Raw genomic sequence first — 24206 nt, forward strand, 5'->3', positions numbered from 1 at the left:
GAATCATGATGAGGTGAAAAAAATGAATGTCGGAAATATATCTACAGCGATGATTACCCCCTTTGACAGTAAAGGGAATGTAGACTTTCAAAAACTGTCTACATTAATCGACTATTTGTTGAAAAACGGCACGGATTCTTTAGTCGTCGCAGGCACGACCGGCGAATCTCCGACACTTTCAACGGAAGAAAAAATTGCACTCTTTGAATTTACAGTCAAAGAAGTGAACGGACGCGTGCCTGTCATTGCGGGTACGGGAAGCAACAATACGAAAGACTCCATTAAACTGACAAAAAAAGCTGAAGAAGCCGGCGTCGATTGCGTTATGCTTGTCACGCCGTATTATAATAAGCCTTCCCAAGAGGGCATGTACCGTCATTTTAAAGCCATTGCGGAAGAAACGTCTCTTCCTGTGATGCTTTACAACGTGCCGGGCAGAACGGTCGCTTCGCTTGCGCCGGAAACGGCCATCAGACTTGCGGAGATTCCGAATATCTCTGCAATTAAAGAAGCGAGCGGCGATCTTGATGCCATTACGAAAATCATTGCCGAAACACCGGAAGATTTTTACGTCTATTCAGGTGATGACGGGTTAACGCTTCCTATTCTCGCAGTCGGCGGAAGAGGAGTCGTGTCAGTGGCCAGCCATATCGTAGGTTCTGACATGCAGCAGATGATTAAAAACTATACGAACGGGCAGACGGCAACCGCGGCACTGATTCATCAGAAGCTTCAGCCGATCATGAAGGAGCTCTTTAAAGCGCCTAATCCGGCTCCGGTCAAAACGGCGCTACAGCTGAAAGGCCTTGATGTCGGATCTGTGCGTCTTCCTCTTATCCCGCTGAATGAAGATGAACGTCTGAGCCTGAGCAGCGTCATCAGCGAACTGTAAGAAAAAATTTATACAGTTAAAATACGCGGTCATTCTCATTTTTATCGTGAGTTTGACCGTTTTGTATACATATTGGTTTTCCCTAAACCTTCCGCTTCTTCTTGTTTTCTAAAATTGATATCAGTTATAATAGGAACAAGTGATGATGGACGGGTATGAGACTAGGAGGATACAGATTTTGAAAAAGAAAAATACAGAAAACGTCAGAATTATCGCCCTTGGCGGCGTCGGAGAAATTGGGAAGAACCTATATGTCATTGAAATTGACTCAGACATATTTGTAGTGGATGCAGGGCTGATGCACCCTGAAAATGAAATGCTCGGTATTGATGTCGTCATTCCGGATATTTCCTACTTAGTAGAACGGGCTGACCGCGTGAAGGCCATCTTTCTGACACACGGGCACGATGAAAACATCGGAGGCGTCTTTTATTTATTGAACAAGCTGTCGGTGCCGGTATACGGAACGAAGCTTACTCTTGCATTACTGAGAGAAAAACTCAAGCAGTACGGGCATAATCGAAAAGCTGATTTGCGTGAAGTTCACTCTAAATCAGTCATTACATTTGAATCAACGAAAGTATCGTTCTTTAAAACAATTCACAGTATTCCGGATTCAGTGGGAGTCAGCTTCAAAACATCACTTGGCTCTATTGTATGCACGGGAGACTTTAAATTTGACCAGACGCCTGCTTATCACCAATCATGTGATATTGGCGAAATTGCCAAAATCGGAAACAGCGGCGTGCTCGCCCTGCTTTCTGACAGCGCCAATGCGGAGCGCCCGGGGTATACTCCGTCAGAAGCATATGTAAGCGGTGAAATTTCCGATGCGATGAACAGTTCAGAAAACCGTGTCATCATTGCTGTATTCGCGTCTAATATCAACCGGATCCAGCAAGTGATACAGGCTGCCGTCCAGAACGGCCGCAAACTTGCAATCGCCGGAAAAAATCTGCAAAACGTGCTTCAGCTTGGGCGCAAGCTCGGCTATATTGAAGCCGAAGATGAAATGTTTATTCCTGTGCAGGATGTGAAAAAATATCCGAAGCGGGAAGTTGCAATTGTTACAGCCGGAAGCCATGGTGAGCCGCTGGCCGCTCTTACGCGGATGGCCAAGCAGGCGCACAAGCAGCTTAACATTGAAGAAGGAGACACCGTTGTCATTGCATCAACACCGATTCCGGGGCATGAATTGATATATTCCAAAACCGTCAACCTGCTTGCCCGCGCCGGCGCTCAAGTCATTTTCGCCCAAAAACGCGTGCATGTGTCCGGTCACGGTTCGCAGGAAGAATTGAAACTCATGCTTAATTTGCTGAAACCGAAATATTTAATTCCGGTTAACGGTGAATTCAGAATGCAAAAAGCGCATTCCAAAATCGCAGAAGAGATCGGCATGAAACGCAGCGACATTTTCTTGATTGAAAAAGGTGACGTCGTTGAATTCCGCGGTCAGAATGTGAAAATCGGGGATAAAGTCACGTACGGAAACGTTCTGATTGACGGCCTCGGAGTCGGCGACATCGGCAACATCGTGCTGAGAGACCGCCGCTTATTATCACAAGACGGCATTCTCATCGTCGTGATCTCACTCGATAAGCAGAAAAAGAACCTCGTATCAGGTCCTGAGATCATTACGCGCGGTTTCGTGTATGTCAGAGAATCAGAAGGTTTAATTGTACAAGCTACTGAGCTCGTCCGCTCTATCGTGACTGAAGCGACGGAAACATCTGCCGTAGAATGGTCCACGCTGAAACAAGCAATGCGTGATGCGCTGAATCAATTCCTTTATGAAAAAACAAAACGCAAGCCGATGATCATTCCGATCATTATGGAAGTATAATGTATACAAAGCCGGAGCGCATGATGCTCCGGCTTTGTTTTTGTTCATGTCCCGGATGGAAATCATCATCTTTGTTCATAATACAAAGAGACATTCGGAAAGGGTGAAAGATAAAATGGATCATCGTATGGAAAACACCGAAGAACAGCAGCCCGAAAAATCAGATGCGAAAGACAGCATTATGAGCAAAATTCAGCAGCTGGGAGAGACATCTCTGCCGCAAATGTCCCAAGATACCAATATTCACTGCCTGACGATCATCGGCCAAATTGAGGGGCACGTCCAGCTCCCGCCGCAAAATAAAACAACCAAATATGAACACGTCATTCCGCAAATCGTCGCGATTGAGCAAAATCCGAAAATCGAAGGACTTCTGATCATCTTAAACACCGTCGGAGGCGATGTGGAAGCGGGGCTTGCGATTGCGGAAATGCTCGCATCCTTATCAAAACCGACCGTCTCAATCGTACTCGGCGGGGGCCACTCGATAGGTGTGCCGATCGCCGTGTCATGTGATCATAGTTTTATCGCGGAGACAGCGACAATGACCATTCACCCCGTTCGGCTTACAGGTCTGGTTATCGGGGTTCCGCAAACGTTTGAATACTTGGATAAAATGCAGGAGCGGGTCGTCAACTTTGTGACCCATCATTCAAATATTTCTGAAGAAAAATTCAAAGAGCTGATGTTTTCAAAAGGAAACTTAACCAGGGACATCGGGACGAACGTAGTCGGGAAAGATGCGGCTGATTACGGATTAATTGATGCCGTGGGCGGCGTCGGACAGGCGATAAAAAAGCTGAATCAGCTGATTGAGGAACGAAAGGGCGAGGAAGGAAGGATGATTCAATGATCCTTTATACCGTCATGCCCCAAGAAGTCGTTTATGGTCAGGATATAGAGCAAAGCGTGCATGAACAGGTAGATTACGCCGGCGTGCCGCTGCTAGTTGAGATGAAGGGAAATGAAGCTGAAGTCGTACAGATTTTAAGTACGAACCCGATGGATTTTCTGAATCCGGACATCGCTCCGGGACAAAAAATCAAGCTGAAAATCTAACCGGCATTCAGTCCGTTTCTCGGGGGCAAAATATGCTATAATAGGGGAATCCTACAGAAAAATGCAGCCGGCAAAAGGCTGCTTTTCTTCATGATGTATGATTTTACATTTTTTAACGCAGTAAGGTGATGAGTGTGGCAAAGAAAAAACGGAAATCTAAAAAGAAACAAGAGAGTAAGCTCAATCTAAAATACGAACTAAGCGGACTGCTCTGTGTTGCAATCTCAATTATTGCTGTTTTGCAGCTCGGCGTTGTGGGACAGACATTTGTGTACTTGTTCCGTTTTTTTGCCGGAGAGTGGTTTACTTTATGCTTAATTGCGCTCTTCCTTCTCGGAATTTCGCTGTTTTGGAAAAAGAAGAGTCCAAGCCTTTTAACGAGAAGAAAGGCAGGGTTGTACTGTATTATCGCCAGTATATTGCTGCTGTCTCACGTGCAGCTCTTTAAAAATCTGTCTCATCACGGGTCGATTCGTTCGGCAAGTGTCATCGGCAACACGTGGGAGCTGTTTATGATTGACATGAAACAGCAGGCTGCTTCCCCTGATTTGGGCGGCGGCATGATCGGCGCGGTACTGTTTGCAGCTTCCCACTTTCTATTTGCATCAACGGGTTCACAAATCATGGCGATCGTGCTGATCTTAATGGGGCTGATTCTTGTAACGGGCCGTTCACTGCAGGAAACGCTCAAAAAGTGGACGAGCCCCGTCGGCCGGTTTATCCGCGGCCAGTGGCAGGCATTTCTTGAGGATATGAAGACGGTCAGAACGAATATGTCTTCGCCGAAAACAAAAACAAAATCGGGCAAAAAACTAAAACGGGTTCAAAAGAAAAAAGAAGAGCCTGAACCGGAGGAAGAGGATGAGGAAATCATTTCGCCGATCATCCATTCAGAGCCGATTATTTCAAGCTTTTCAGACCGTCAGGAAGAGCCCGCCGAACCGCTGATTCCGGAAAAAACGCAGGAGGCTGCACAAGCGGCAAAAGTTGAGCCTTCCGGCGGCGCTCAAGACAGTGGCGAAACGGCTGCGGCTCCGCCGATGACGTTTACAGAGCTTGAAAATAAAGATTATCAAATGCCTTCATTGGACATACTGGCTGACCCGAAACATACAGGCCAGCAGACCGATAAGAAAAACATTTACGAGAATGCAAGAAAACTCGAACGGACTTTTCAAAGCTTCGGCGTAAAGGCGAAAGTGACGCAGGTTCATCTCGGTCCGGCGGTCACAAAATATGAGGTGTATCCGGACGTCGGGGTCAAAGTCAGTAAAATCGTGAATCTGAGCGATGACCTCGCGCTCGCGCTTGCCGCGAAGGATATCCGGATCGAAGCGCCGATTCCGGGCAAATCGGCAATCGGCATCGAGGTGCCCAATGCTGAAGTGGCGATGGTTTCGTTAAAAGAAGTGCTTGAATCCAAGCTCAATGACAAGCCGGACGCGAAGCTTCTGATCGGCTTGGGACGAAATATTTCCGGGGAAGCCGTGCTTGCCGAACTGAACAAAATGCCCCACCTGCTCGTAGCGGGGGCAACGGGAAGCGGAAAAAGCGTCTGTGTCAACGGTATTATTACGAGCATTCTGATGAGGGCTAAACCGCATGAAGTGAAGATGATGATGATTGACCCGAAAATGGTTGAACTGAATGTGTATAACGGCATTCCTCATCTGCTTGCGCCGGTCGTGACAGATCCGAAAAAGGCCTCGCAGGCTTTGAAAAAGGTCGTCAATGAGATGGAGCGCCGCTATGAGCTGTTCTCCCATACGGGTACGAGAAATATAGAAGGCTATAACGACCATATTAAGCGGTCAAATGCCGAAGAAGAAGTCAAGCAGCCTGAGCTGCCATACATCGTCGTCATCGTTGACGAGCTTGCCGATCTGATGATGGTCGCTTCTTCCGACGTGGAAGATTCAATTACGAGACTTTCACAGATGGCGCGAGCGGCGGGAATTCATTTGATTATCGCGACACAGAGGCCTTCAGTCGACGTTATTACCGGTGTTATTAAAGCCAACATCCCGTCAAGAATCGCTTTCAGTGTCTCATCTCAGACCGATTCACGGACGATTTTAGACATGGGCGGCGCTGAAAAGCTTCTGGGGCGCGGAGACATGCTGTTTCTGCCTGTGGGCGCAAATAAGCCGGTGCGTGTGCAAGGGGCATTCTTATCCGATGAAGAGGTTGAGCATGTCGTCGATCATGTCATTACGCAGCAAAAAGCGCAGTATCAAGAAGAGATGATTCCGGAAGAAGTTTCGGAAACACACAGTGAAGTAACGGATGACCTCTATGACGAAGCGGTCGATTTGATTATCGGCATGCAGACGGCATCAGTCTCCATGCTTCAAAGGCGGTTCAGAATCGGATATACGAGAGCTGCCCGTCTGATTGACGCAATGGAGGAACGGGGCGTCGTCGGGCCGTATGAAGGAAGCAAACCGAGGGAAGTACTATTATCTAAGGAACAATATGATGAGCTCTCTTCTTAAAAAGGAGAGAGTTTTCACTGAAAATGATATCACCAAAATCATTCCTATTTATTTTTTTATCAAAACATGATATAGTTGTCCCAATTGTTCAATAATTTATGAAAGTGGTTTACGGAGGGGAAACATGTCTACAAAAGCTGACAATCGTCACTTGTATCTAAAAGTGATTGAGCGAATCAAAGAGGATATACAAAACGGAATTTACACCGAAAAGGAAAAGCTTCCTTCTGAATTTGAGCTTTCAAAATCAATGGGTGTCAGCCGGGCAACTCTGCGTGAAGCTTTGCGTATCCTTGAAGAGGAGCATGTGATTATCAGAAGGCACGGTGTGGGCACTTTCGTCCATACAAAACCGCTGTTTCTTTCAGGTATTGAACAGCTCAACAGCGTGACGAAAACGATTCAGCAGGCGAACATGGTGCCGGGTACGATTTTTTTGTCGTCTCAGGTCATCACGCCGTCTGATGAAGATATCGCTAGATTCCGGCTTGAGCCTGAGCAGGAGCTTTTTTATTTGGAACGCGTGAGAACGGCAAGCGGCACTCCGGTCGTTTACTGTTTAGATACGATTCCGATGCACATTCTGCCGAATTCTTTCTGTCATGAACAGGAGTCTATTTTTGATCTTTTGGAAAAAAACTCCGGGTCTGTGATCAGCTATGCCGTTGCTGATATCGAACCGATCGGATATCACGATACGATTTCACCGGTTTTGGAATGCGAGCCGGAGACGGCGCTTTTATTGCTGAAGCAAACCCACTATAATCAGAATGATGAACCTGTGCTGTATTCATTAAATTATTTCCGGGCTGATAAGTTCAGTTTTCATGTTGTAAGAAAACGTTTTTAAGACAGACGCGTCATGTGTCTGTTTTTTTATTTGCCGTTTCAGTACATACTTTGTTTTCTGCAAGGCACAATAAAACAGGAAACAACCAAGTATAGTGAATGGGTGAATAAGTTGAGTAAGAAGAAAAATGGAACGAAAAATATCATTGCTCTGGCTTCTGTACCGCTCGTGATGACACTCGGGAATTCCATGCTGATTCCTGTGCTTCCGATGATTGAAAAGAAGCTGTCCATATCGTCTTTTCAAGTATCGTTAATTATAACGGTCTATTCGATTGTGGCGATTATTTGTATTCCGATTGCCGGATATCTGTCCGATAAATTCGGAAGAAAAAAGGTTCTTCTGCCTTGTCTTCTCATAGCCGGTGCGGGCGGAGCGCTTGCCGCGATAGCTTCCACCGCGTTCAAGCATCCTTATCCCATTATCTTGGCGGGGCGGGTGCTGCAGGGAATCGGTTCGGCAGGGGCGGCTCCTGTAGTGATGCCGTTTATCGGTGATTTATTCAAAGGGGATGATGAGCGGATTACCGCGGGGCTCGGCGACATTGAGACGTCAAACACAGCCGGGAAAGTAATAAGCCCGATTCTCGGGTCGCTCTTGGCTGCATGGTTTTGGTTTATGCCGTTTTGGTTCATTCCGTTTTTTTCGCTCATCAGTTTTTTTCTCGTATTGTTTTTGGTGGCAAAGCCGGAGGAACAAAAAGAAGCGCCTTCTATTTCCGAATTTGTGAAAAATGTCGGCCGCATATTTAAGCGTGACGGACGCTGGCTCTTTACGGTTTTTATCATCGGCTGCGTGATTATGTTTTTGCTGTTCGGGGTTCTTTTTTATTTATCAGACTCACTGGAGAAGAAATACGGAATTGACGGTGTGGCTAAAGGAGCGCTTTTGGCAATCCCGCTTTTATTTCTATCCGTCAGTTCATATATATCAGGCCGAAAAATCGGAAAAGACCAAGGCAAAATGAAGTTTTGCATCGTTTTCGGAATGAGTGCCGTGACACTGTCGTTTATCGGCCTATGGTGGAATCACAGTTTTTATTTATTATTTATCTTTTTGTGTGTCAGCGGTATCGGTATCGGAATGGCATTGCCGGCTTTAGACGCTGTCATCACAGAAGGCGTAGACAACGAGGAATCGGGAACCATCACCTCATTTTATAACAGCATGCGGTTTATCGGAGTAGCGGCGGGACCGCCGATCTTTGCTGCCCTGATGTCAAATGCAGGCTGGCTGATTTTTATTTTATCCGCTTTTTGCGGCATTGTATCTGTATTTTTAGCGCTGTTAAATATCTCATCACAAGCAAAAGAAAAGAAGGAATCATTAAAGACGGTGTAATCTGCACTGTCTTTTTTTATTTTATTTTGAAGATTGACATGATACCGTCAAGTCGTTATTCTTTTTAATAGTTAAACATATTAACTATCGGAAGGAGGGGGAAAAGGTGCATGAAGAAAAAGTAAAGCAGCTGATTCAGCGTTATTCCGATGTATACCTGCACGTCTTAAAAAAAATTGACAGTATTATCGCTGAAAAAGTGAACAAAGAACTGACATTGGATCAATATTATATCCTCCGCTATATTATGCTCAATCCCGATTGCAAATCAATTGAACTGGCCGCGGTGTGCCACGTCAATAAAAGCGCCATTACATCTATGACGAACCGCCTGTATGAAAAAGGCTACATCAATAGAGAACGCAGCCAAAGCGACCGCCGGAGCATACTTTTAAATGTCACGGAAAAGGGGACGGAAGTATTTCACCGTGTGGAGCGGCGGATTGAGGAACTCGTCCGTTCATATATTATGTATTTTGATGAAGACGAGGCGGAGATGTTCGTGAATACATATGAAAAATTATATCGATTGATGATGACAGAGGAGGATCAGCAGACATAATGAAAAACATTATCCGAGCCCGCTGGATCATCGCCGCGGTATGGGTCGCCGCAACGGTGATATTTATGCTTACAGCGCCTGATATGGCTGAATTGACACGGGAGAAAGGGCAGATCTCCGTACCGGACGGATATTCCTCTTCTTACGCCCATGAATTGCTTGATGAAATGTCTGATTCAGATGCACCGTCTTCTTCTGCCGTCATCGTATTTCACGAAAAAGGCTTAATGACAGACAAAAAAGATCGTCTGGAAGAAGCCGTCAGCACTTTGTCTGAACATAAAAAAGCGCTTCAGATTAAAACGGTGACTTCATACTTCGGGGAGAAAAATGACGACATCAAAAAACAGCTGCTGTCAAAAGACAGACAAACGATGCTCGTTCAGCTGCAGCTTGATACATCCAAAAACGATATCATCGAAATAAAAAATAAAATTGATAAAGAGCTGAAACCGTACGGCGTATCATACGGCATTACAGGCCAATCGCTGATCGACGAAGATGTGTTAAAAAGCTCACAGGACGGCTTGAAAAAGACTGAATATATAACGGTCGCTTTTATCCTGATCGTGCTGATTCTTGTATTTCGGTCAGTGGTCGCTCCGTTCGTGCCGCTTTTATCAGTATTGATATCTTATTTAGTCAGCCAGTCGATTGTCGCATTTTTAGTCGATCAGCTGAATTTTCCGCTCTCAACTTTTACTCAGATTTTTATGGTTGCGATTATGTTCGGAATCGGCACAGACTACTGCATTCTGCTTCTCAGCCGGTTTAAAGAAGAACTGTCGCATGGCGCTGATATAAGAGAAGCGATCGTCGTGACTTACAAAACGGCCGGAAAGACGGTTTTGTACAGCGGCGGTGCGGTGCTGATCGGATTTGCCTGCATCGGATTTGCGACATTTAAGCTGTATCAGTCGGCAGCCGCCGTTGCGGTCGGTGTCGCGGTGCTGCTGCTTGCGCTCATGACGATCGTGCCGTTTTTTATGGCTGTTTTAGGAAAAAGACTGTTTTGGCCTGTTAAGGGCGATATTTCCCATCCTCAAAGCAAAGCATGGGAAACGTCAGGGCGGTTTTCATTTAAAAGGCCGCTCATCAGTCTTGCAATCGTTGCGGTATTCACCGTCCCGCCTATCCTTCTTTACAAAGGGTCGCTATCTTACAACAGTCTTGACGAAATCGGGGATAAATATGAATCCGTCCGCGCGTTTAATACGATTTCAGACGCATTTGGCCCGGGAGAACTTCTTCCGGCCACAGTCGTCATCAAAAATGATGAGACTCTAAATACCGAAAAACACCTGATTGATATCGAAAAAATCAGCAGAGAACTTGAAAAAACAGAGGGTGTAAAAACGGTCAGAAGCGCCACGCGCCCTGCTGGAAACGGATTGAATCAATTATTTGTCACAAATCAGGCAAAGCAGCTTCAAGAAGGGCTTGATAAAGGCAATACAGGACTTGAAAAAATTACGGACGGATTAGGGCATGCCGCAAAGTCGTTAGCTGATTCACAGCCGCAGATCGAAGAGTCGGGGAAAAGCGTCAATCAGCTTATTGACGGAACATTGTCTCTGAAATCCGGGCTTTCTGATATAGGAGAAAACCTGAATAAACTGCAGGCTGGCGTGAACGAGAATAAAGCCGGCGTCGCCCAGATGAGAAAGCAGATTGAAGAGCAAAAACAAATGCTGACTTCACAGCTCAGCCAAAACAGCGGTCTTGCTTCAGAAACGCAAAACGCTTTAAAATTGGTAAAAACCGTCCTGCCGATGAAAGATGAAGCCAGCAGACAGCTTGCCGATTTGAACAAGCAGCTTGCCCGGCTGCCGTTTGCAAAATTGGAAGCGTCAATACCGTCAGTCAAAACCGATCCCTCTTACCAAGAAATCAAATCGGCCTTTACGGGTGTACAGTCAGCCGTTTCCAAGGCAAACGCGGATGCAGAAGCTTTTTCTAAACAGGTCGACAGTCAAAAGGATCATCTGCAGCAAGCGGAAAAACAATTTGCCCGGCTGGCAGCCGCTCAGAAGAAGATTGACACTCAAATTAACGCAATGATCAACGGTTTGACCAGTATTGAAAACGGTCTGCAGCAAGTGTCAGACGGACAGGGGGCTCTCGCAGGACAAATGCCGCGCCTTGAATCGGCGGCAGGACAGCTCGCGGAGGGCCAGAAAAAAATGAAGAGCGGTCTCGGTGATTTTTCTTCCCGGCTCAGCGATCTTTCTTCCGGCCTTAACGACAGTGTAAAAGGGCTTAAGAAAGTATCAAGCGGCATGATGGGGGCTAATGATTACCTGGGTGAGCTTCACAAGGCGTCAGACAAAGAAATGACAGGCTGGTTTGTGCCGAAAGACGCGTTGACAAACAGTGATTTCACAAGCGTGTTTAATACGTACATGTCAGATGACAGAAAAACGACAGAATTGACCGTCGTTCTTGATAACAATCCTTACTCAAATACGGCCATTCAAGATATTCAAGCGATCAAAGCGAGCGTAAAAAGGGCCATTCCGAACACGGATCTGAAGAATGCTTCCTTCGGCGTTTCGGGAGTCTCCAGCATGAATGCCGATCTGAAGGAAGTATCGGATTCAGACTTCAAACGGACGGCAATGTTTATGCTGGCGGGAATTTTTCTGATTCTCATCGTGATGCTGCGCTCCCTCATTATGCCTGTTTATTTAGTGGCGTCGCTCGTACTGACGTATTTCGCATCCATCGGCGTGACGGAATACATCTTTACACACTTCTTCGGGTATCCGGGCGTAAACTGGGCCGTGCCGTTCTTCGGCTTTGTCATTTTGATGGCTCTTGGCGTGGATTATTCCATCTTTTTAATGGACCGCTTTAATGAGCTGAAAAAAGAAGGAACGGAACCCGCAATGATCAGCAGTATGAAAAATATGGGTTCCGTCATCATTTCTGCGGCCATTATTTTAGCGGGAACCTTTGCGGCCATGCTGCCGTCAGGCGTTCTTTCCTTATTACAGATTGCAACCGTGGTATTAACAGGCCTTCTCATGTACGCAATTGTCGTCCTTCCGTTTTTTGTACCGGTCATGGTGAAAATATTCGGAAGAGCCAACTGGTGGCCTTTCAATTTGAAAAAATAACGTTCGATGCCTCTGCCTGTTTTCGGGCAGAGGTTTTTTGTTTCCTTATAAATCCTCCAGTTGATATAATTACATCTGCGTACTCTTTTTTGCGAATGCTGAAATTTGGTCATAATACATACTATGAAAGAATGAACGAAGGAGGTTTCACATGACTTACGTAAATGAAATGAAGTCAAAGCACGGCGGGATCACCGCCCACATCGTAAAGACCGAGAAATTTAAAACCGTTTCGCTGACGTTTAAAATGCTGGCTCCTTTAACGAAAGAGCTCGTAACAAAAAGGGCGCTGTTTCCGCATGTGCTTCTGCGCGGAACAGAAAGCCGCCCGAAAACCGCTGATCTGCGGTCTTATTTTGATGAGCTGTACGGCACATCCGTTTCAGCTGATCTGACAAAAAAGGGAGAACGTCATGTCATTACGTTCAGACTTGAGATTCCTAATGAAAAGTATCTGAAGGACCGCACACCGTTATTGGAAAAAGGTCTTCAGCTTTTATCAGAGCTTGTCTTTTCGCCCGCTTTGGAAAACGGCGCCTTCCTGCCCCTTTATGTCACGCAGGAAAAACGGACGCTGAAACAGCGGATTCAAGCCGTATATGATGATAAGATGAGATATTCTAATCTGCGTCTCGTTCAGGAAATGTGCAAAAGCGAACCGTATGCGCTTCACGTCAACGGCGAGTTCGATGATGTTGAACACATTACACCGCAAGATTTGTATGAAGCCTATCAAAAAGCCATACGCGAAGACCAGCTGGACCTGTACGTCATCGGCGATGTTGATACAGATCAAGTGAAAACGGCCGTTGATACGTATTTTAAAACGGAAGAACGGGAGCTGCAGCCTTTTGAAAGAAGCGCGGCGAATGAACAGCCCGATCCGAAGGAAGTCATTGATGAAGAGGACGTCAAGCAGGGCAAGCTGAATATCGGATTCCGGACCAATACGACATATACAGATCCGGATTATCCGGCATTGCAGGTGTTTAACGGGCTGTTTGGAGGTTTCTCTCATTCAAAGCTGTTTATAAATGTCCGTGAAAAAGCGAGCCTCGCCTATTATGCAGCCTCAAGGGTGGAAAGCTTCAAAGGGCTTTTGATGGTCATGTCGGGCATTGAGGTGAAAAATTACAAGCAGGCCGTCACCATCATTGAAGAACAGTTTCAGGCTATGCAAAACGGTGACTTTTCAGAAGATGATATCGCCCAAACGAAAGCCGTTATTAAAAATCAAGTATTAGAAACGATTGATACGGCATACGGTTTAGCGGAATTTCTGTATCAGCAGGCCTCGGCCCAAGTAGAGATACCGATCGAAAGATTCCTTGACAATATCGAGAAAGTGACAAAAGAGGACATTATCAATGTCGGAAAGAACATTAAGCTGGATACGACTTATTTCTTAAAAGGGACGGGGGGAGCATCTTGACTAAACCGATAAACTTCGAACAGCTTCAGGAAACGCTGTTTCATGAAAAAATGGCAAACGGCCTTGATGTCTATGTGCTGCCGAAACAGGGCTTTAATAAAACATACGCCGTGTTTACGACAAAGTACGGTTCCATTGACAATCAATTCGTTCCTTTAAATAAGGAAGAAATGGTACACGTCCCTGACGGAATCGCGCATTTTCTGGAGCATAAACTGTTTGAAAAAGCGGACGGCGACGTGTTTCAGGACTTCAGTAAGCAGGGGGCGTCGGCAAATGCCTTTACATCATTTACACGAACCGCTTATCTGTTCTCCAGCACTTCTAATGTGGAGAAAAACCTGGAAACACTCGTGGATTTTGTTCAGGACCCGTATTTCACGGAAAAATCAGTTGAAAAAGAAAAAGGCATCATCGGCCAGGAAATTAATATGTATGATGATAATCCGGATTGGCGGCTGTTTTTCGGCCTTATCGAAAATATGTATAAAGACCACCCCGTGAAAATTGACATTGCCGGAACGGTGGAGAGCATCTCACATATTACGAAAGATCTGCTGTATGAGTGCTACGAAACGTTTTATCACCCGAGCAATATGCTGCTCTTTATCGTCGGTCCCGCAGATCCTGAAGCGGTCATCAGCCAGGTGCGGAAAAACCAGGAGAAAAAGCCTTTTACAGACCAGCCCGAAATCAAACGTGAAGAAGTTCAGGAGCAGGAAGCGGTTTTCCGCCGGGAGCAGGAGTTAAAAATGAACGTGCAAGGCTCAAAATGTCTTGTCGGCTTAAAGGCGAAAGACCCTTATAAAACGGGGCAGGAGCTGTTGAAGCACGAGCTCAGCATGAACCTCATGCTTGAATGTCTCTTCGGAAAAAGCTCACCGCATTACGGTGACTTGTACGACAAAGGCTACATTGATGAAACCTTCAGCTTTGATTACACGGCTGAATACGGATTCGGTTTTGCCTCTGTCGGAGGAGATACACCGGAGCCGGATAAGCTCGCTGACGAATTAAAACACATGCTGCTTGATGCGGAATCAGCCGTGACTGCGGAAAAACTTGATCTTGCGAGAAAAAAGAAGATCGGGTCATTTTTAAAAGCGCTCAATTCGCCTGAATATATCGCCAACCAATTTACACGCTACGCCTTTTTAGATATGAGTCTGTTTGATGTCGTAACCGTACTGGAGCAGATTACGCTAGAAGACGTAAAGCGGGTCATTAAAGAAGAAATATCAGAAGACAGGCTGACAGTCTGCAAAGTCGTGCCAAAATCATAACAAAAACATCCCTCACGCCCTGAGGGATGTTTTTCTGGGGAAAGAAGGAGTATTGATTGATGAAACAGACAGCGCTCGTAACCGGAGCAAGCGGCGGAATCGGACAAAGTATAAGTGAAGTCCTCGCAAAAAACGGATATGACGTCCTTTTGCATTATCATTCTAATAAGGAAGCCGCACACAGGCTTGCGGAAAGGCTGAGCGCATCATTCGGCGTAAAAGCCTCCGTTATTCAGGCGGATCTGTCCTCACCGGATGGCGCGGAGACACTCAGCCGTTCCGTTAAGCAGCCTGTGGACGCCCTGATACTAAACAGCGGCAAAAGTCATTTCGGCCTGATTACGGACGTTACGGATGACATGGCGCGGGAGATGGTGCAGCTGCATGTGACGAGTCCGTTTCTTTTGGCGCGTAATCTGGTGCCCGGCATGATCCGGGAAAAAAGCGGGGGCATCGTCGCGATCGGTTCCGTCTGGGGAGAAACAGGCGCATCGTGCGAGGTATTATACAGCATGGTCAAGGGAGCGCAGCATTCGTTCGTCAAAGCGCTTGCCAAAGAGCTTGCTCCGAGCGGCGTCCGCGTGAATGCAGTCTCGCCGGGTGCCGTTGATACAAATATGCTTGATCAGTTCACGTCTGATGAAAAAGAAGCGTTGGCAGAGGAAATTCCCGCGGGCCGGCTGGCAAAGCCGGAGGAAATCGCCGAAGCGGCGGCCTTTTTATTATCGGACAAGGCTTCCTATATTACGGGGCATATATTATCCGTAAACGGCGGCTGGCACTGCTGAAAAAAATGTGTGTATAGTTTGCATCTGCACGGACAAAATAATTTTGTAACAACAGATGAAATGGAGGAACCCAACATGTCAGTATTAGAAAACTGGGATAATTGGAAGAATTTCCTTGGCGACAGATTGAACTATGCGCAGGAAAAAGGGATGAGTGATGAAACGATCACTGACCTCGCTACAGAAATCGGCGGTTACCTTGCGAACGAAGTCGACTCGAAAAACCATCAGGAAAAAGTGCTTGCTGATCTTTGGAGCGTTGCTTCTGAAGATGAACAGCGCGCCATCGCAAATATGATGGTGAAGCTTGTTGAAAATAACAGCACTCATTAAGAGGGGGGGATTTCTCCTCTCTTTTTTTATGTTTTCCTCTATAGAGCAACATTCTTCTTTCTAATTAGAGAAAAATGTTTTATGATAAAGGAAGGTAAAAATTTGCCACAATGGAGGGGGTATATCATTTGGCAAAGCTCGAATGGTATTTTGAATATGAAATTCAAGTGAACCGCCCCGGCCTGCTCGGGGATATTTCATCTCTTCTCGGGATGCTGTCAATTAATATTGTCACAATTAACGGTGTCGACCTTTCCAGAAGGGGAATGCTGCTCAGATGCCGGCATATAGATCAAATTAAACGATTGGAATCAATTTTAAAAACAATGGAGACCATTAAAGTAACGAAGCTGAGAGAACCGAGGCTTCGCGACCGTCTCGCAGTCCGTCACGGAAGATACATTCAGCGTGATGCCGATGACAAAAAAACCTTCCGTTTTGAAAGGGACGAGCTCGGTCTTCTGGTTGACTTTATGGCCGAGCTGTTTAAAAAAGAAGGGCACAAACTGATCGGAATCCGAGGAATGCCGAGGGTCGGAAAAACGGAGTCCATCGTTGCGTCAAGCGTTTGTGCCAGCAAAAGATGGCTTTTCGTATCATCAACGCTGCTAAAACAAACGATCCGGAGCCAGCTGGTTGCCGATGAATACAGCACGGAAAACGTGTTTATCCTCGACGGCATCGTTTCGACAAGACGGGGATCTGAGCGCCATCTTCAGCTCGTCAGTGAAATTATGCGGCTTCCGGCGACAAAGGTCGTGGAGCACCCCGATATTTTTGTTCAAAATTCGGAGTATACGCTCGATGATTTCGATTATATTATCGAACTCAGAAATGATCCTGACGAAGTCATTACATATGAACATGCAGAAGAACCGCAAATGTTTGATCAGACCGGTTTTTCAAGCTTTGATTTTTAATATTGGAAGGTGTTTGTTGTGACAGAATTAGCAATCCGGCTTAAAGAAGCCAGAGAGGAAAAAGGGATGTCATTGGATGAACTCCAGGCGGCGACGAAAATTCAGAAAAGATACTTAACCGCTCTGGAAGAAGGCAATTATGACGTCATTCCCGGCAATTTTTATGTGCGGGCGTTTATCAAGCAATACGCTGAAGCTGTCGGGCTTGATTCAGATCAGTTATTTGAAGAATATAAAAAAGACATCCCTAACACGTACCATGACGATGTGTCGGAAAAAATCTCCGGTCTCGCCATGCAAAGGGAGCTTCCTAAGTCCGCTTCAAAGGCGGCGGAATGGCTTCCGACCGTCCTTGTCGTCATCGGTGTCATTATCGTCATCGCGATCATTTATGCGATTATTCAGCTCGGAATGAGCAAATCCGGGCAGACAGACGGAGATAAAGCCGTCACCCAAAGTGAGAGCAAGTATGAGATTCCTAAGGATTCTGCGCTGAAAAACGACGGCAATACAAATGACGAAGCGCAATCTGACAGCAAAAAAGACAAAAAGGACACAAAAGCGTCAGAGCAGAAAAAGAAAGAAAAAAGCAGTGAAAAGACGGAGATCAAAGCGGCCGGAACGGAAGGCTCAGCTTCTTCATACAACGTCTCCGGGGCAGATAAGTATAAGCTTGAACTGATTGCTTCTGACAGCGCATGGATCCGCGTCCGTGATGACAGCGGCGGTTCTTTAAAAGAAGGAACGCTGCAAAAGGGCGAAACTTTTAAAAAAGACGTCACGGATCAAAAGCAGATTGAAATCCGCACGGGCTATGCCCCTAACCTGAAAATTAAAATCAACGGAGAGGTTCTGTCCTATGAACTCAATCCGCATGATGTGATGGCGCAGACCATCACAATCAAGATGAAAAAATAAAAGGGGAAAAGTCATCTGAACGATTAAGATGACTTTTTCTTCACGTCCGAGTACATATTATTGGAGGGGCTTTATGTTTAACTTACCGAATAAAATCACACTGGCAAGAATCGCTTTAATTCCTGTATTTATGATTATCATGCTTGTTCCTTTTCAGTGGGGCAGCGTTCATATAGGGGATGAATCGATTCCGGTCGCGCATCTTACGGGAGCTGTTTTATTCATTATCGCATCAACGACTGACTGGGTGGATGGCTACTACGCCAGAAAACTGAACCTCGTGACAAACTTCGGGAAATTTTTAGATCCGCTGGCTGACAAACTGCTGGTATCCGCGGCATTAATTACGCTTGTGCAGTTTGACCTTGCGCCGGCGTGGATGGTCATCATCATCATCAGCCGCGAATTTGCCGTAACGGGATTAAGACTTGTGCTGGCGGGAACGGGGGAAGTTGTAGCCGCCAATATGCTGGGGAAAATTAAAACATGGGCTCAGATCATCGCTGTTGCCGCGCTTTTGCTGCATAATCTTCCGTTTGAGCTCGTTTCTTTCCCGTTCGGCGATATCGCTTTATGGGTGGCTGTGCTCTTCACAGTCATTTCCGGCTGGGATTATTTTGCGAAGAACTGGGATGCGTTAAAAACATCTAACTAAGAAAGAAGGACTTAAAGATGGAAATAGCAAAAAAAGCAGAGATCATTGCAGTCGGCTCGGAGCTTCTGCTCGGCCAGATCGCCAATACGAACGCGCAGTTTATCAGTAAAGAGCTGGCGGAAATCGGTGTAAACGTGTTTTATCATACCGCTGTCGGTGACAATCCGGAGCGGCTTAAGCAAGTCATCCGCATTGCCGAAGAGCGCTCAGACCTGATTATTTTTTCAGGCGGCCTCGGGCCGACCAAGGACGATTTAACGAAAGAAACCATTGCAAACACACTGGGGCGCCCGCTCGTTCTGAATGACGAAGCATTCCGGTCGATCGAAGAATATTTCGTGAAAACAAAACGGACCATGTCGCCGAATAACCGCAAACAGGCGCTCGTCATTGAGGGCTCAGACGTTTTGGCGAATCATTTCGGCATGGCGCCGGGAATGCTTGCAGAGCACGGCTCAAGGCTTTATATGCTGCTTCCCGGGCCGCCGAGCGAGCTGCGTCCGATGTTTGAAAATGAAGCGAAGCCGCTGCTTCTTAAAAAGCTCGGTTCTAATGAGAAAATCGTTTCAACCGTGCTGCGGTTTTTCGGAATCGGTGAATCCCAGCTTGAAGCTGATTTAGAAGATATCATTGACGCGCAGACGAACCCGACGATTGCGCCGCTCGCTGCTGACGGTGAGGTCACGCTGCGTTTAACGGCGAAACATGCCGACGAAAAAGAAACAGAACGGCTTTTAAAAGAAACGGAAGCCGCCATTTTAGAACGTGTCGGTGAATTTTTCTACGGATATGATGATACGTCTCTGGTGAAGGAGCTTTCAAAAGCATGCAGACAAAACAAAATCACGATTTCTTCTGCCGAAAGCTTTACAGGCGGCCTGTTTTCAGAGTGGGTGACTGATTTAAGAGGTGCGTCTCAACTATTTGCAGGGGGCGTTGTCTGTTATTCCGACAGCGTGAAACAGCATGTGCTCGGCGTGAAAGCTGAGACGCTCGCAGAAAGCGGAGCGGTCAGCAAAGAGTGTGCGAAAGAGCTTGCAGCCGGTGTGAGAAAGCTGACCGGAAGCGATATCGGCATCAGCTTTACCGGGGTTGCGGGTCCCGACCCGCAGGAAGGGCATGCTCCGGGCCGCGTCTTTATCGGCATTTCAGCGGAAGGAAAAGAAGAGGTGCACGAATTTAACTTTGCCGGCTCAAGAACCGGAATCAGAAAGCGCGCCGCTAAATACGGCTGCCATCTCATTTTAAAAATGCTGGATCAAAAATAAAGTTTTAAAGAGGCATTTTCTCTGATTTTTAAGTTTCACAAGGGAAATTATGCTCTTTTGCAGAAAAGCGAACGCGGAAAAAATCCGAATATGCGTTCGCTTTTTTCTTGGCAAATGCCAGTAAACAAGGTATAGTATATGTAGTGGCAAGATAAAGGAGGAAAAAATAAATGAGTGATCGTCAGGCAGCCTTAGATATGGCTCTTAAGCAAATAGAAAAACAATTCGGCAAAGGTTCCATCATGAAGCTCGGAGAAAAAACAGATACAAGAATTTCAACGGTGCCAAGCGGTTCCCTTGCACTTGATACCGCTCTCGGAATAGGCGGATACCCGCGCGGACGGATTATTGAAGTATACGGACCTGAAAGCTCAGGTAAAACGACTGTAGCGCTTCACGCAATCGCTGAGGTTCAGGAAAAAGGCGGACAGGCAGCATTTATTGATGCTGAGCATGCTCTTGATCCTGTTTACGCGCAAAAGCTCGGTGTCAATATCGAAGAGCTTCTGCTTTCTCAGCCGGATACGGGAGAGCAGGCGCTAGAGATTGCTGAAGCGCTGGTGCGAAGCGGAGCTGTTGATATCGTAGTCGTTGACTCTGTTGCGGCGCTTGTTCCAAAAGCTGAAATTGAAGGTGACATGGGTGATTCACACGTCGGTTTACAGGCGCGTCTCATGTCTCAGGCGCTCCGTAAGCTTTCCGGCGCCATCAATAAATCTAAAACAATCGCAATCTTTATTAACCAGATTCGTGAAAAAGTCGGCGTTATGTTCGGAAATCCGGAGACGACACCGGGGGGCCGCGCGCTGAAATTCTATTCTTCCGTGCGCCTTGAAGTGCGCCGTGCCGAGCAATTAAAGCAGGGCAACGACGTCATGGGGAATAAAACGAGAATTAAAGTCGTAAAAAACAAAGTCGCTCCTCCGTTCCGTACGGCTGAAGTGGACATTATGTACGGTGAAGGAATCTCCAAAGAAGGGGAAATCATCGACCTTGGAACTGAACTGGATATCGTCCAAAAAAGCGGTTCATGGTATTCTTATGAAGAAGAACGCCTCGGCCAGGGCCGTGAAAACGCCAAGCAGTTCTTAAAAGAAAATAAAGACATCATGCTGATGATTCAGGAGCAAATCCGTGAATATTACGGTTTGGACAATAACGGTGTAACGGACAAAGCGGAAGAAGTTCAGGAAGAGATGGAATTAGAAGAATAAAAACACGATCAAAAGAGCGGAATAAGCAATTTCCGCTCTTTTTTTGTGTGTTTCAAAAAACACTGGCTGTTTCGGAAAATTTTATCTGGAATGTTACAACTTTTTTCACCCTTCACTCGTCTAACATCATGGCGAAAGTTGAAATTATATCTGAGGAGGAAAAAAGATGACGAGCCCCCGCCGCACAAGAATAAATAAAAAAAGAAAGAAGAAGCTGATGAAAACGGGAGGGCTGTTTCTTTTTCTGCTGCTTGTCACTGTTTTTATTATGATCTGGACCGTCACAGCGCATCACCGGGAGAAGGAATCCGTTAAAAGCGCTCCCGCCGCTCAATCTGATACTTCAAAAGACCAGACTCAACAGAAAAAAGAAAAGACGCAAAAAGAGAAAACACCTAAATCAATCGATCACAATAAACAGATCAGCAATTACTTGCAACAGATCGGGTTCAGCGGCACAGCAATGATCGTAAAAGATGGAAAAGTTGTGCTGAAAAAAGGCTTTGGCTATGCGGACCGAAAACAAAAAATTAAAAACAATCCGGAGACATCATATTATATCGGTTCTTCACAAAAAGCGTTAATCGCGACGGCTGTCCTGCAGCTTGAAGAAAAAGGGCTGCTGCAGACGAGTGACCCCGTCAGTACATACTTGCCGAATTTTCCTAACGGCACGCGCATTACATTGAAAAACCTGCTCAATCATACGTCCGGCATAAACGGGCATATTGAGGGTCAGGGACCGATTTCTCCAATTGATTTAATCAAGGATATAGAAAACCGCGGAATTAAACGGCAGCCCGGGGTTTGGGATTACAGGGATTCCAACTATTCAGTGCTTGCTTATATCGTATCTCAGGTCAGCGGGGAGCCTTATGAACAATATATAAAAGAACACGTGTTCAAACCGGCCGGAATGAAGCATGCCGGATTTTACAAAACATTTGCCAAAGCCAAATATCCTGCCGTCGGCTACAAAGTCGATGAGAGCGGCAGTCTTGTAACGCCGCACCTTTTGGACTTATCGCAGCTGTACGGGGCAGGCGACATGTATATGAGCGCTGAAGATCTCTATAAATTTGATAAAGCGATCGTAAACAACACGCTCCTTTCAAAAGCAAGCTTCACAAAAATGTTTACAGCAGGAAGCAGTGCCGCTTACGGCATGGGGTTTTACATTGATCCGGGAAGCTATTCCAATCACGGTGTTATGCCCGGTTACAACATTTTGAACAGCTTCAGCCATTCGGCAAGCAAATATGTCATATTACTGTCAAACATTCAGAATAACGCCAAATTGGGACAGGTAAACAATAGAATTTATCAATTGCTTAACCAGGCGGACTGACAGAGCCGTCATTCACGAAAAGCAGATCTAGGTATGGTATGATATATACATGGCGAAGATTCCGAGCTGAAGGCGAATCGTTAAGCTGGCAAGCTTGACAAGTATTTCCGACACAATTACAATGAAGTTGTAACATTTGTTTTTTTAACATGATTGTTAAACCATTTAAACTTGACAAGGGCATGAGAGACTCATTCCCTGTGAAGGTTCTGTATGTTGAGAAAATCAAACAATGTACATGCCGGCACTTATTTAAGCAAAAACCAAGTTCATAGCAAGAGGAGGTGAAAGTATGACCCCAATGACGGTTCTCATCTCCATTTTGCTGACTCTGCTCGGTTTAGTTGTTGGCTACTATGTTCGTAAAACCATTGCCGAAGCAAAGATTGCGGGCGCACGCGGTGCTGCCGAGCAAATCCTTGAAGATGCAAAGCGTGATGCTGAAGCACTGAAAAAAGAAGCTCTGCTTGAAGCAAAGGACGAAATCCATACACTTCGAATAGATGCTGAACAGGAAGTTCGTGAAAGACGAAATGAGCTTCAAAAACAAGAAAACCGTTTACTTCAAAAAGAAGAAAATCTTGACCGTAAACATGAAGGAATTGATAAACGGGAAGCGATGTTGGAGAAGAAAGATCATTCTCTGAATGAACGACAACAACATATTGAAGAGATGGAAAGCAAAGTGGATGAGATGATTCGTATGCAGCAGTCAGAACTCGAACGCATTTCGAGCCTGACACGGGATGAAGCGAAACAAATCATTCTTGACCGGGTTGAAAATGAGCTTTCACATGACATCGCCATCATGACAAAAGAAACCGAAAACCGTGCGAAAGAAGAGGCAGATAAAAAGGCGAAAAACATTCTGTCGCTTGCTTTGCAGCGCTGTGCAGCAGATCATGTTGCCGAAACGACGGTATCGGTCGTCAATCTTCCGAATGATGAGATGAAAGGACGTATCATCGGCCGTGAAGGGCGTAACATTCGTACGCTTGAAACGCTTACAGGTATTGACCTGATTATTGATGACACACCTGAAGCAGTCATTCTTTCCGGATTTGATCCGATCAGACGGGAGACGGCAAGAATCGCTCTTGATAAACTCGTTCAGGATGGCCGTATTCACCCGGCGCGCATTGAAGAAATGGTTGAAAAATCCCGCCGTGAGGTTGATGACTATATCCGGGAAATGGGTGAGCAGACGACGTTTGAAGTCGGCGTTCACGGACTCCACCCGGATCTGATCAAGATCCTCGGCCGGTTGAAATTCCGTACAAGCTACGGGCAGAACGTACTGAAACATTCTATGGAAGTTGCGTTTTTAGCCGGTTTAATGGCTTCCGAGCTTGGAGAAGATGCAAAGCTTGCCAAGCGGGCCGGTCTTCTGCATGACATCGGAAAAGCAATTGACCATGAAGTGGAAGGAAGCCACGTGGAAATCGGAGTGGAGCTTGCGACCAAATATAAAGAGCATCCAGTCGTCATTAACAGTATTGCGTCACACCACGGAGACGAAGAGCCGACTTCCATTATCGCCGTTCTGGTCGCTGCCGCTGATGCACTGTCAGCCGCAAGACCGGGCGCGAGAAGTGAAACGCTCGAAAACTATATCCGCAGACTTGAAAAGCTTGAAGAAATCTCCGAGTCTTACGAAGGTGTTGAAAAATCATTTGCGATTCAGGCCGGCCGTGAAGTTCGCATCATGGTGAAGCCGGACTCCATTAATGATTTAGAAGCCCATCGTTTGGCACGTGATATCCGTAAACGAATTGAGGACGAGCTTGATTATCCGGGCCACATTAAAGTGACCGTAATCAGAGAAACTCGAGCCGTAGAGTATGCAAAATAAAGTGATGCTTAGCGCATCACTTTATTTTTTT

General features: G+C 46.1%; 20 protein-coding genes. All 20 read left to right on the forward strand.

The features are described 5' to 3' along the window. Window positions 1–22: 22 nt before the first annotated feature. The 20 genes from dapA (at window position 23) to rny (ending at window position 24175) form a co-directional block, all read left to right on the forward strand. The gene (dapA, locus tag U2H13_RS08780; protein ID WP_017417791.1) at window positions 23–892 is read left to right on the forward strand and encodes a 4-hydroxy-tetrahydrodipicolinate synthase; all 870 of its coding nucleotides are present in this window, start codon (window positions 23–25) and stop codon (window positions 890–892) included. Between the two features lie 178 nt (window positions 893–1070). Next, window positions 1071–2738 carry a ribonuclease J2 gene (gene rnjB / locus U2H13_RS08785; protein WP_021493672.1) on the forward strand — a complete coding sequence of 556 codons (1668 nt, stop codon included), beginning with the start codon at window positions 1071–1073 and terminating at the stop codon, window positions 2736–2738. Between the two features lie 115 nt (window positions 2739–2853). After that, window positions 2854–3591 (forward strand): ClpP family protease, encoded by a 738-nt coding sequence (locus tag U2H13_RS08790; RefSeq protein WP_003154162.1) that lies wholly within the window; start codon window positions 2854–2856, stop codon window positions 3589–3591. After that, complete coding sequence (locus U2H13_RS08795; protein WP_003154161.1) at window positions 3588–3797, forward strand: YlzJ-like family protein; 210 nt, start codon at window positions 3588–3590, stop codon at window positions 3795–3797. Before U2H13_RS08790 ends, U2H13_RS08795 begins: the two co-directional genes overlap by 4 nt. 134 nt (window positions 3798–3931) lie before the next feature. Then, window positions 3932–6292: a DNA translocase FtsK gene (locus tag U2H13_RS08800; protein ID WP_376700771.1), complete on the forward strand. Its 2361-nt coding sequence runs from the start codon at window positions 3932–3934 to the stop codon at window positions 6290–6292. A 124-nt stretch (window positions 6293–6416) separates the two neighbouring features. Further along, on the forward strand, window positions 6417–7142 hold the full coding sequence (locus tag U2H13_RS08805) for a GntR family transcriptional regulator (protein WP_007409813.1): 726 nt from the start codon (window positions 6417–6419) through the stop codon (window positions 7140–7142). A 111-nt stretch (window positions 7143–7253) separates the two neighbouring features. Next, window positions 7254–8483 (forward strand): MFS transporter, encoded by a 1230-nt coding sequence (locus U2H13_RS08810; protein WP_017417794.1) that lies wholly within the window; start codon window positions 7254–7256, stop codon window positions 8481–8483. Window positions 8484–8589: 106 nt separating this feature from the next. After that, window positions 8590–9045 carry a MarR family winged helix-turn-helix transcriptional regulator gene (locus U2H13_RS08815; RefSeq protein WP_003154157.1) on the forward strand — a complete coding sequence of 152 codons (456 nt, stop codon included), beginning with the start codon at window positions 8590–8592 and terminating at the stop codon, window positions 9043–9045. Continuing rightward, window positions 9045–12164: an MMPL family transporter gene (locus U2H13_RS08820; RefSeq protein ID WP_014417798.1), complete on the forward strand. Its 3120-nt coding sequence runs from the start codon at window positions 9045–9047 to the stop codon at window positions 12162–12164. The genes U2H13_RS08815 and U2H13_RS08820 overlap by 1 nt, the downstream gene beginning before the upstream one ends. A gap of 151 nt (window positions 12165–12315) precedes the next feature. Continuing rightward, complete coding sequence (gene yfmF, locus U2H13_RS08825; protein ID WP_012117578.1) at window positions 12316–13596, forward strand: EF-P 5-aminopentanol modification-associated protein YfmF; 1281 nt, start codon at window positions 12316–12318, stop codon at window positions 13594–13596. Next, the gene (gene yfmH / locus U2H13_RS08830; RefSeq protein WP_072177013.1) at window positions 13593–14879 is read left to right on the forward strand and encodes an EF-P 5-aminopentanol modification-associated protein YfmH; all 1287 of its coding nucleotides are present in this window, start codon (window positions 13593–13595) and stop codon (window positions 14877–14879) included. Before yfmF ends, yfmH begins: the two co-directional genes overlap by 4 nt. Window positions 14880–14938: 59 nt before the next feature. Continuing rightward, window positions 14939–15667 carry an elongation factor P 5-aminopentanone reductase gene (gene ymfI / locus U2H13_RS08835; protein ID WP_014417800.1) on the forward strand — a complete coding sequence of 243 codons (729 nt, stop codon included), beginning with the start codon at window positions 14939–14941 and terminating at the stop codon, window positions 15665–15667. A 75-nt stretch (window positions 15668–15742) separates the two neighbouring features. After that, complete coding sequence (locus U2H13_RS08840) at window positions 15743–16000, forward strand: DUF3243 domain-containing protein (protein WP_003154150.1); 258 nt, start codon at window positions 15743–15745, stop codon at window positions 15998–16000. Window positions 16001–16128: 128 nt separating this feature from the next. Further along, the gene (locus tag U2H13_RS08845) at window positions 16129–16920 is read left to right on the forward strand and encodes a YmfK family protein (protein ID WP_003154149.1); all 792 of its coding nucleotides are present in this window, start codon (window positions 16129–16131) and stop codon (window positions 16918–16920) included. 18 nt (window positions 16921–16938) lie between these two features. Then, on the forward strand, window positions 16939–17838 hold the full coding sequence (locus tag U2H13_RS08850) for a RodZ domain-containing protein (protein WP_014417801.1): 900 nt from the start codon (window positions 16939–16941) through the stop codon (window positions 17836–17838). A gap of 73 nt (window positions 17839–17911) precedes the next feature. Then, window positions 17912–18493 (forward strand): CDP-diacylglycerol--glycerol-3-phosphate 3-phosphatidyltransferase, encoded by a 582-nt coding sequence (pgsA, locus tag U2H13_RS08855; protein ID WP_007409821.1) that lies wholly within the window; start codon window positions 17912–17914, stop codon window positions 18491–18493. Window positions 18494–18510: 17 nt separating this feature from the next. Beyond that, on the forward strand, window positions 18511–19761 hold the full coding sequence (locus U2H13_RS08860) for a competence/damage-inducible protein A (protein ID WP_121984428.1): 1251 nt from the start codon (window positions 18511–18513) through the stop codon (window positions 19759–19761). 170 nt (window positions 19762–19931) lie between these two features. Then, window positions 19932–20975 (forward strand): recombinase RecA, encoded by a 1044-nt coding sequence (gene recA / locus U2H13_RS08865; RefSeq protein ID WP_003154145.1) that lies wholly within the window; start codon window positions 19932–19934, stop codon window positions 20973–20975. Between the two features lie 166 nt (window positions 20976–21141). Next, entirely contained in the window at window positions 21142–22323 is a 1182-nt protein-coding gene (locus U2H13_RS08870; RefSeq protein ID WP_017417799.1) for a serine hydrolase, read from the forward strand. 292 nt (window positions 22324–22615) lie between these two features. Then, a complete protein-coding gene (gene rny / locus U2H13_RS08875; protein ID WP_003154140.1) occupies window positions 22616–24175 on the forward strand; it encodes a ribonuclease Y in 1560 nt (519 codons plus the stop codon). Window positions 24176–24206 lie beyond the last annotated feature (31 nt).

It is taken from the genome of Bacillus sp. A1 (genome assembly GCF_042296235.1).
Classification (GTDB): domain Bacteria; phylum Bacillota; class Bacilli; order Bacillales; family Bacillaceae; genus Bacillus; species Bacillus velezensis.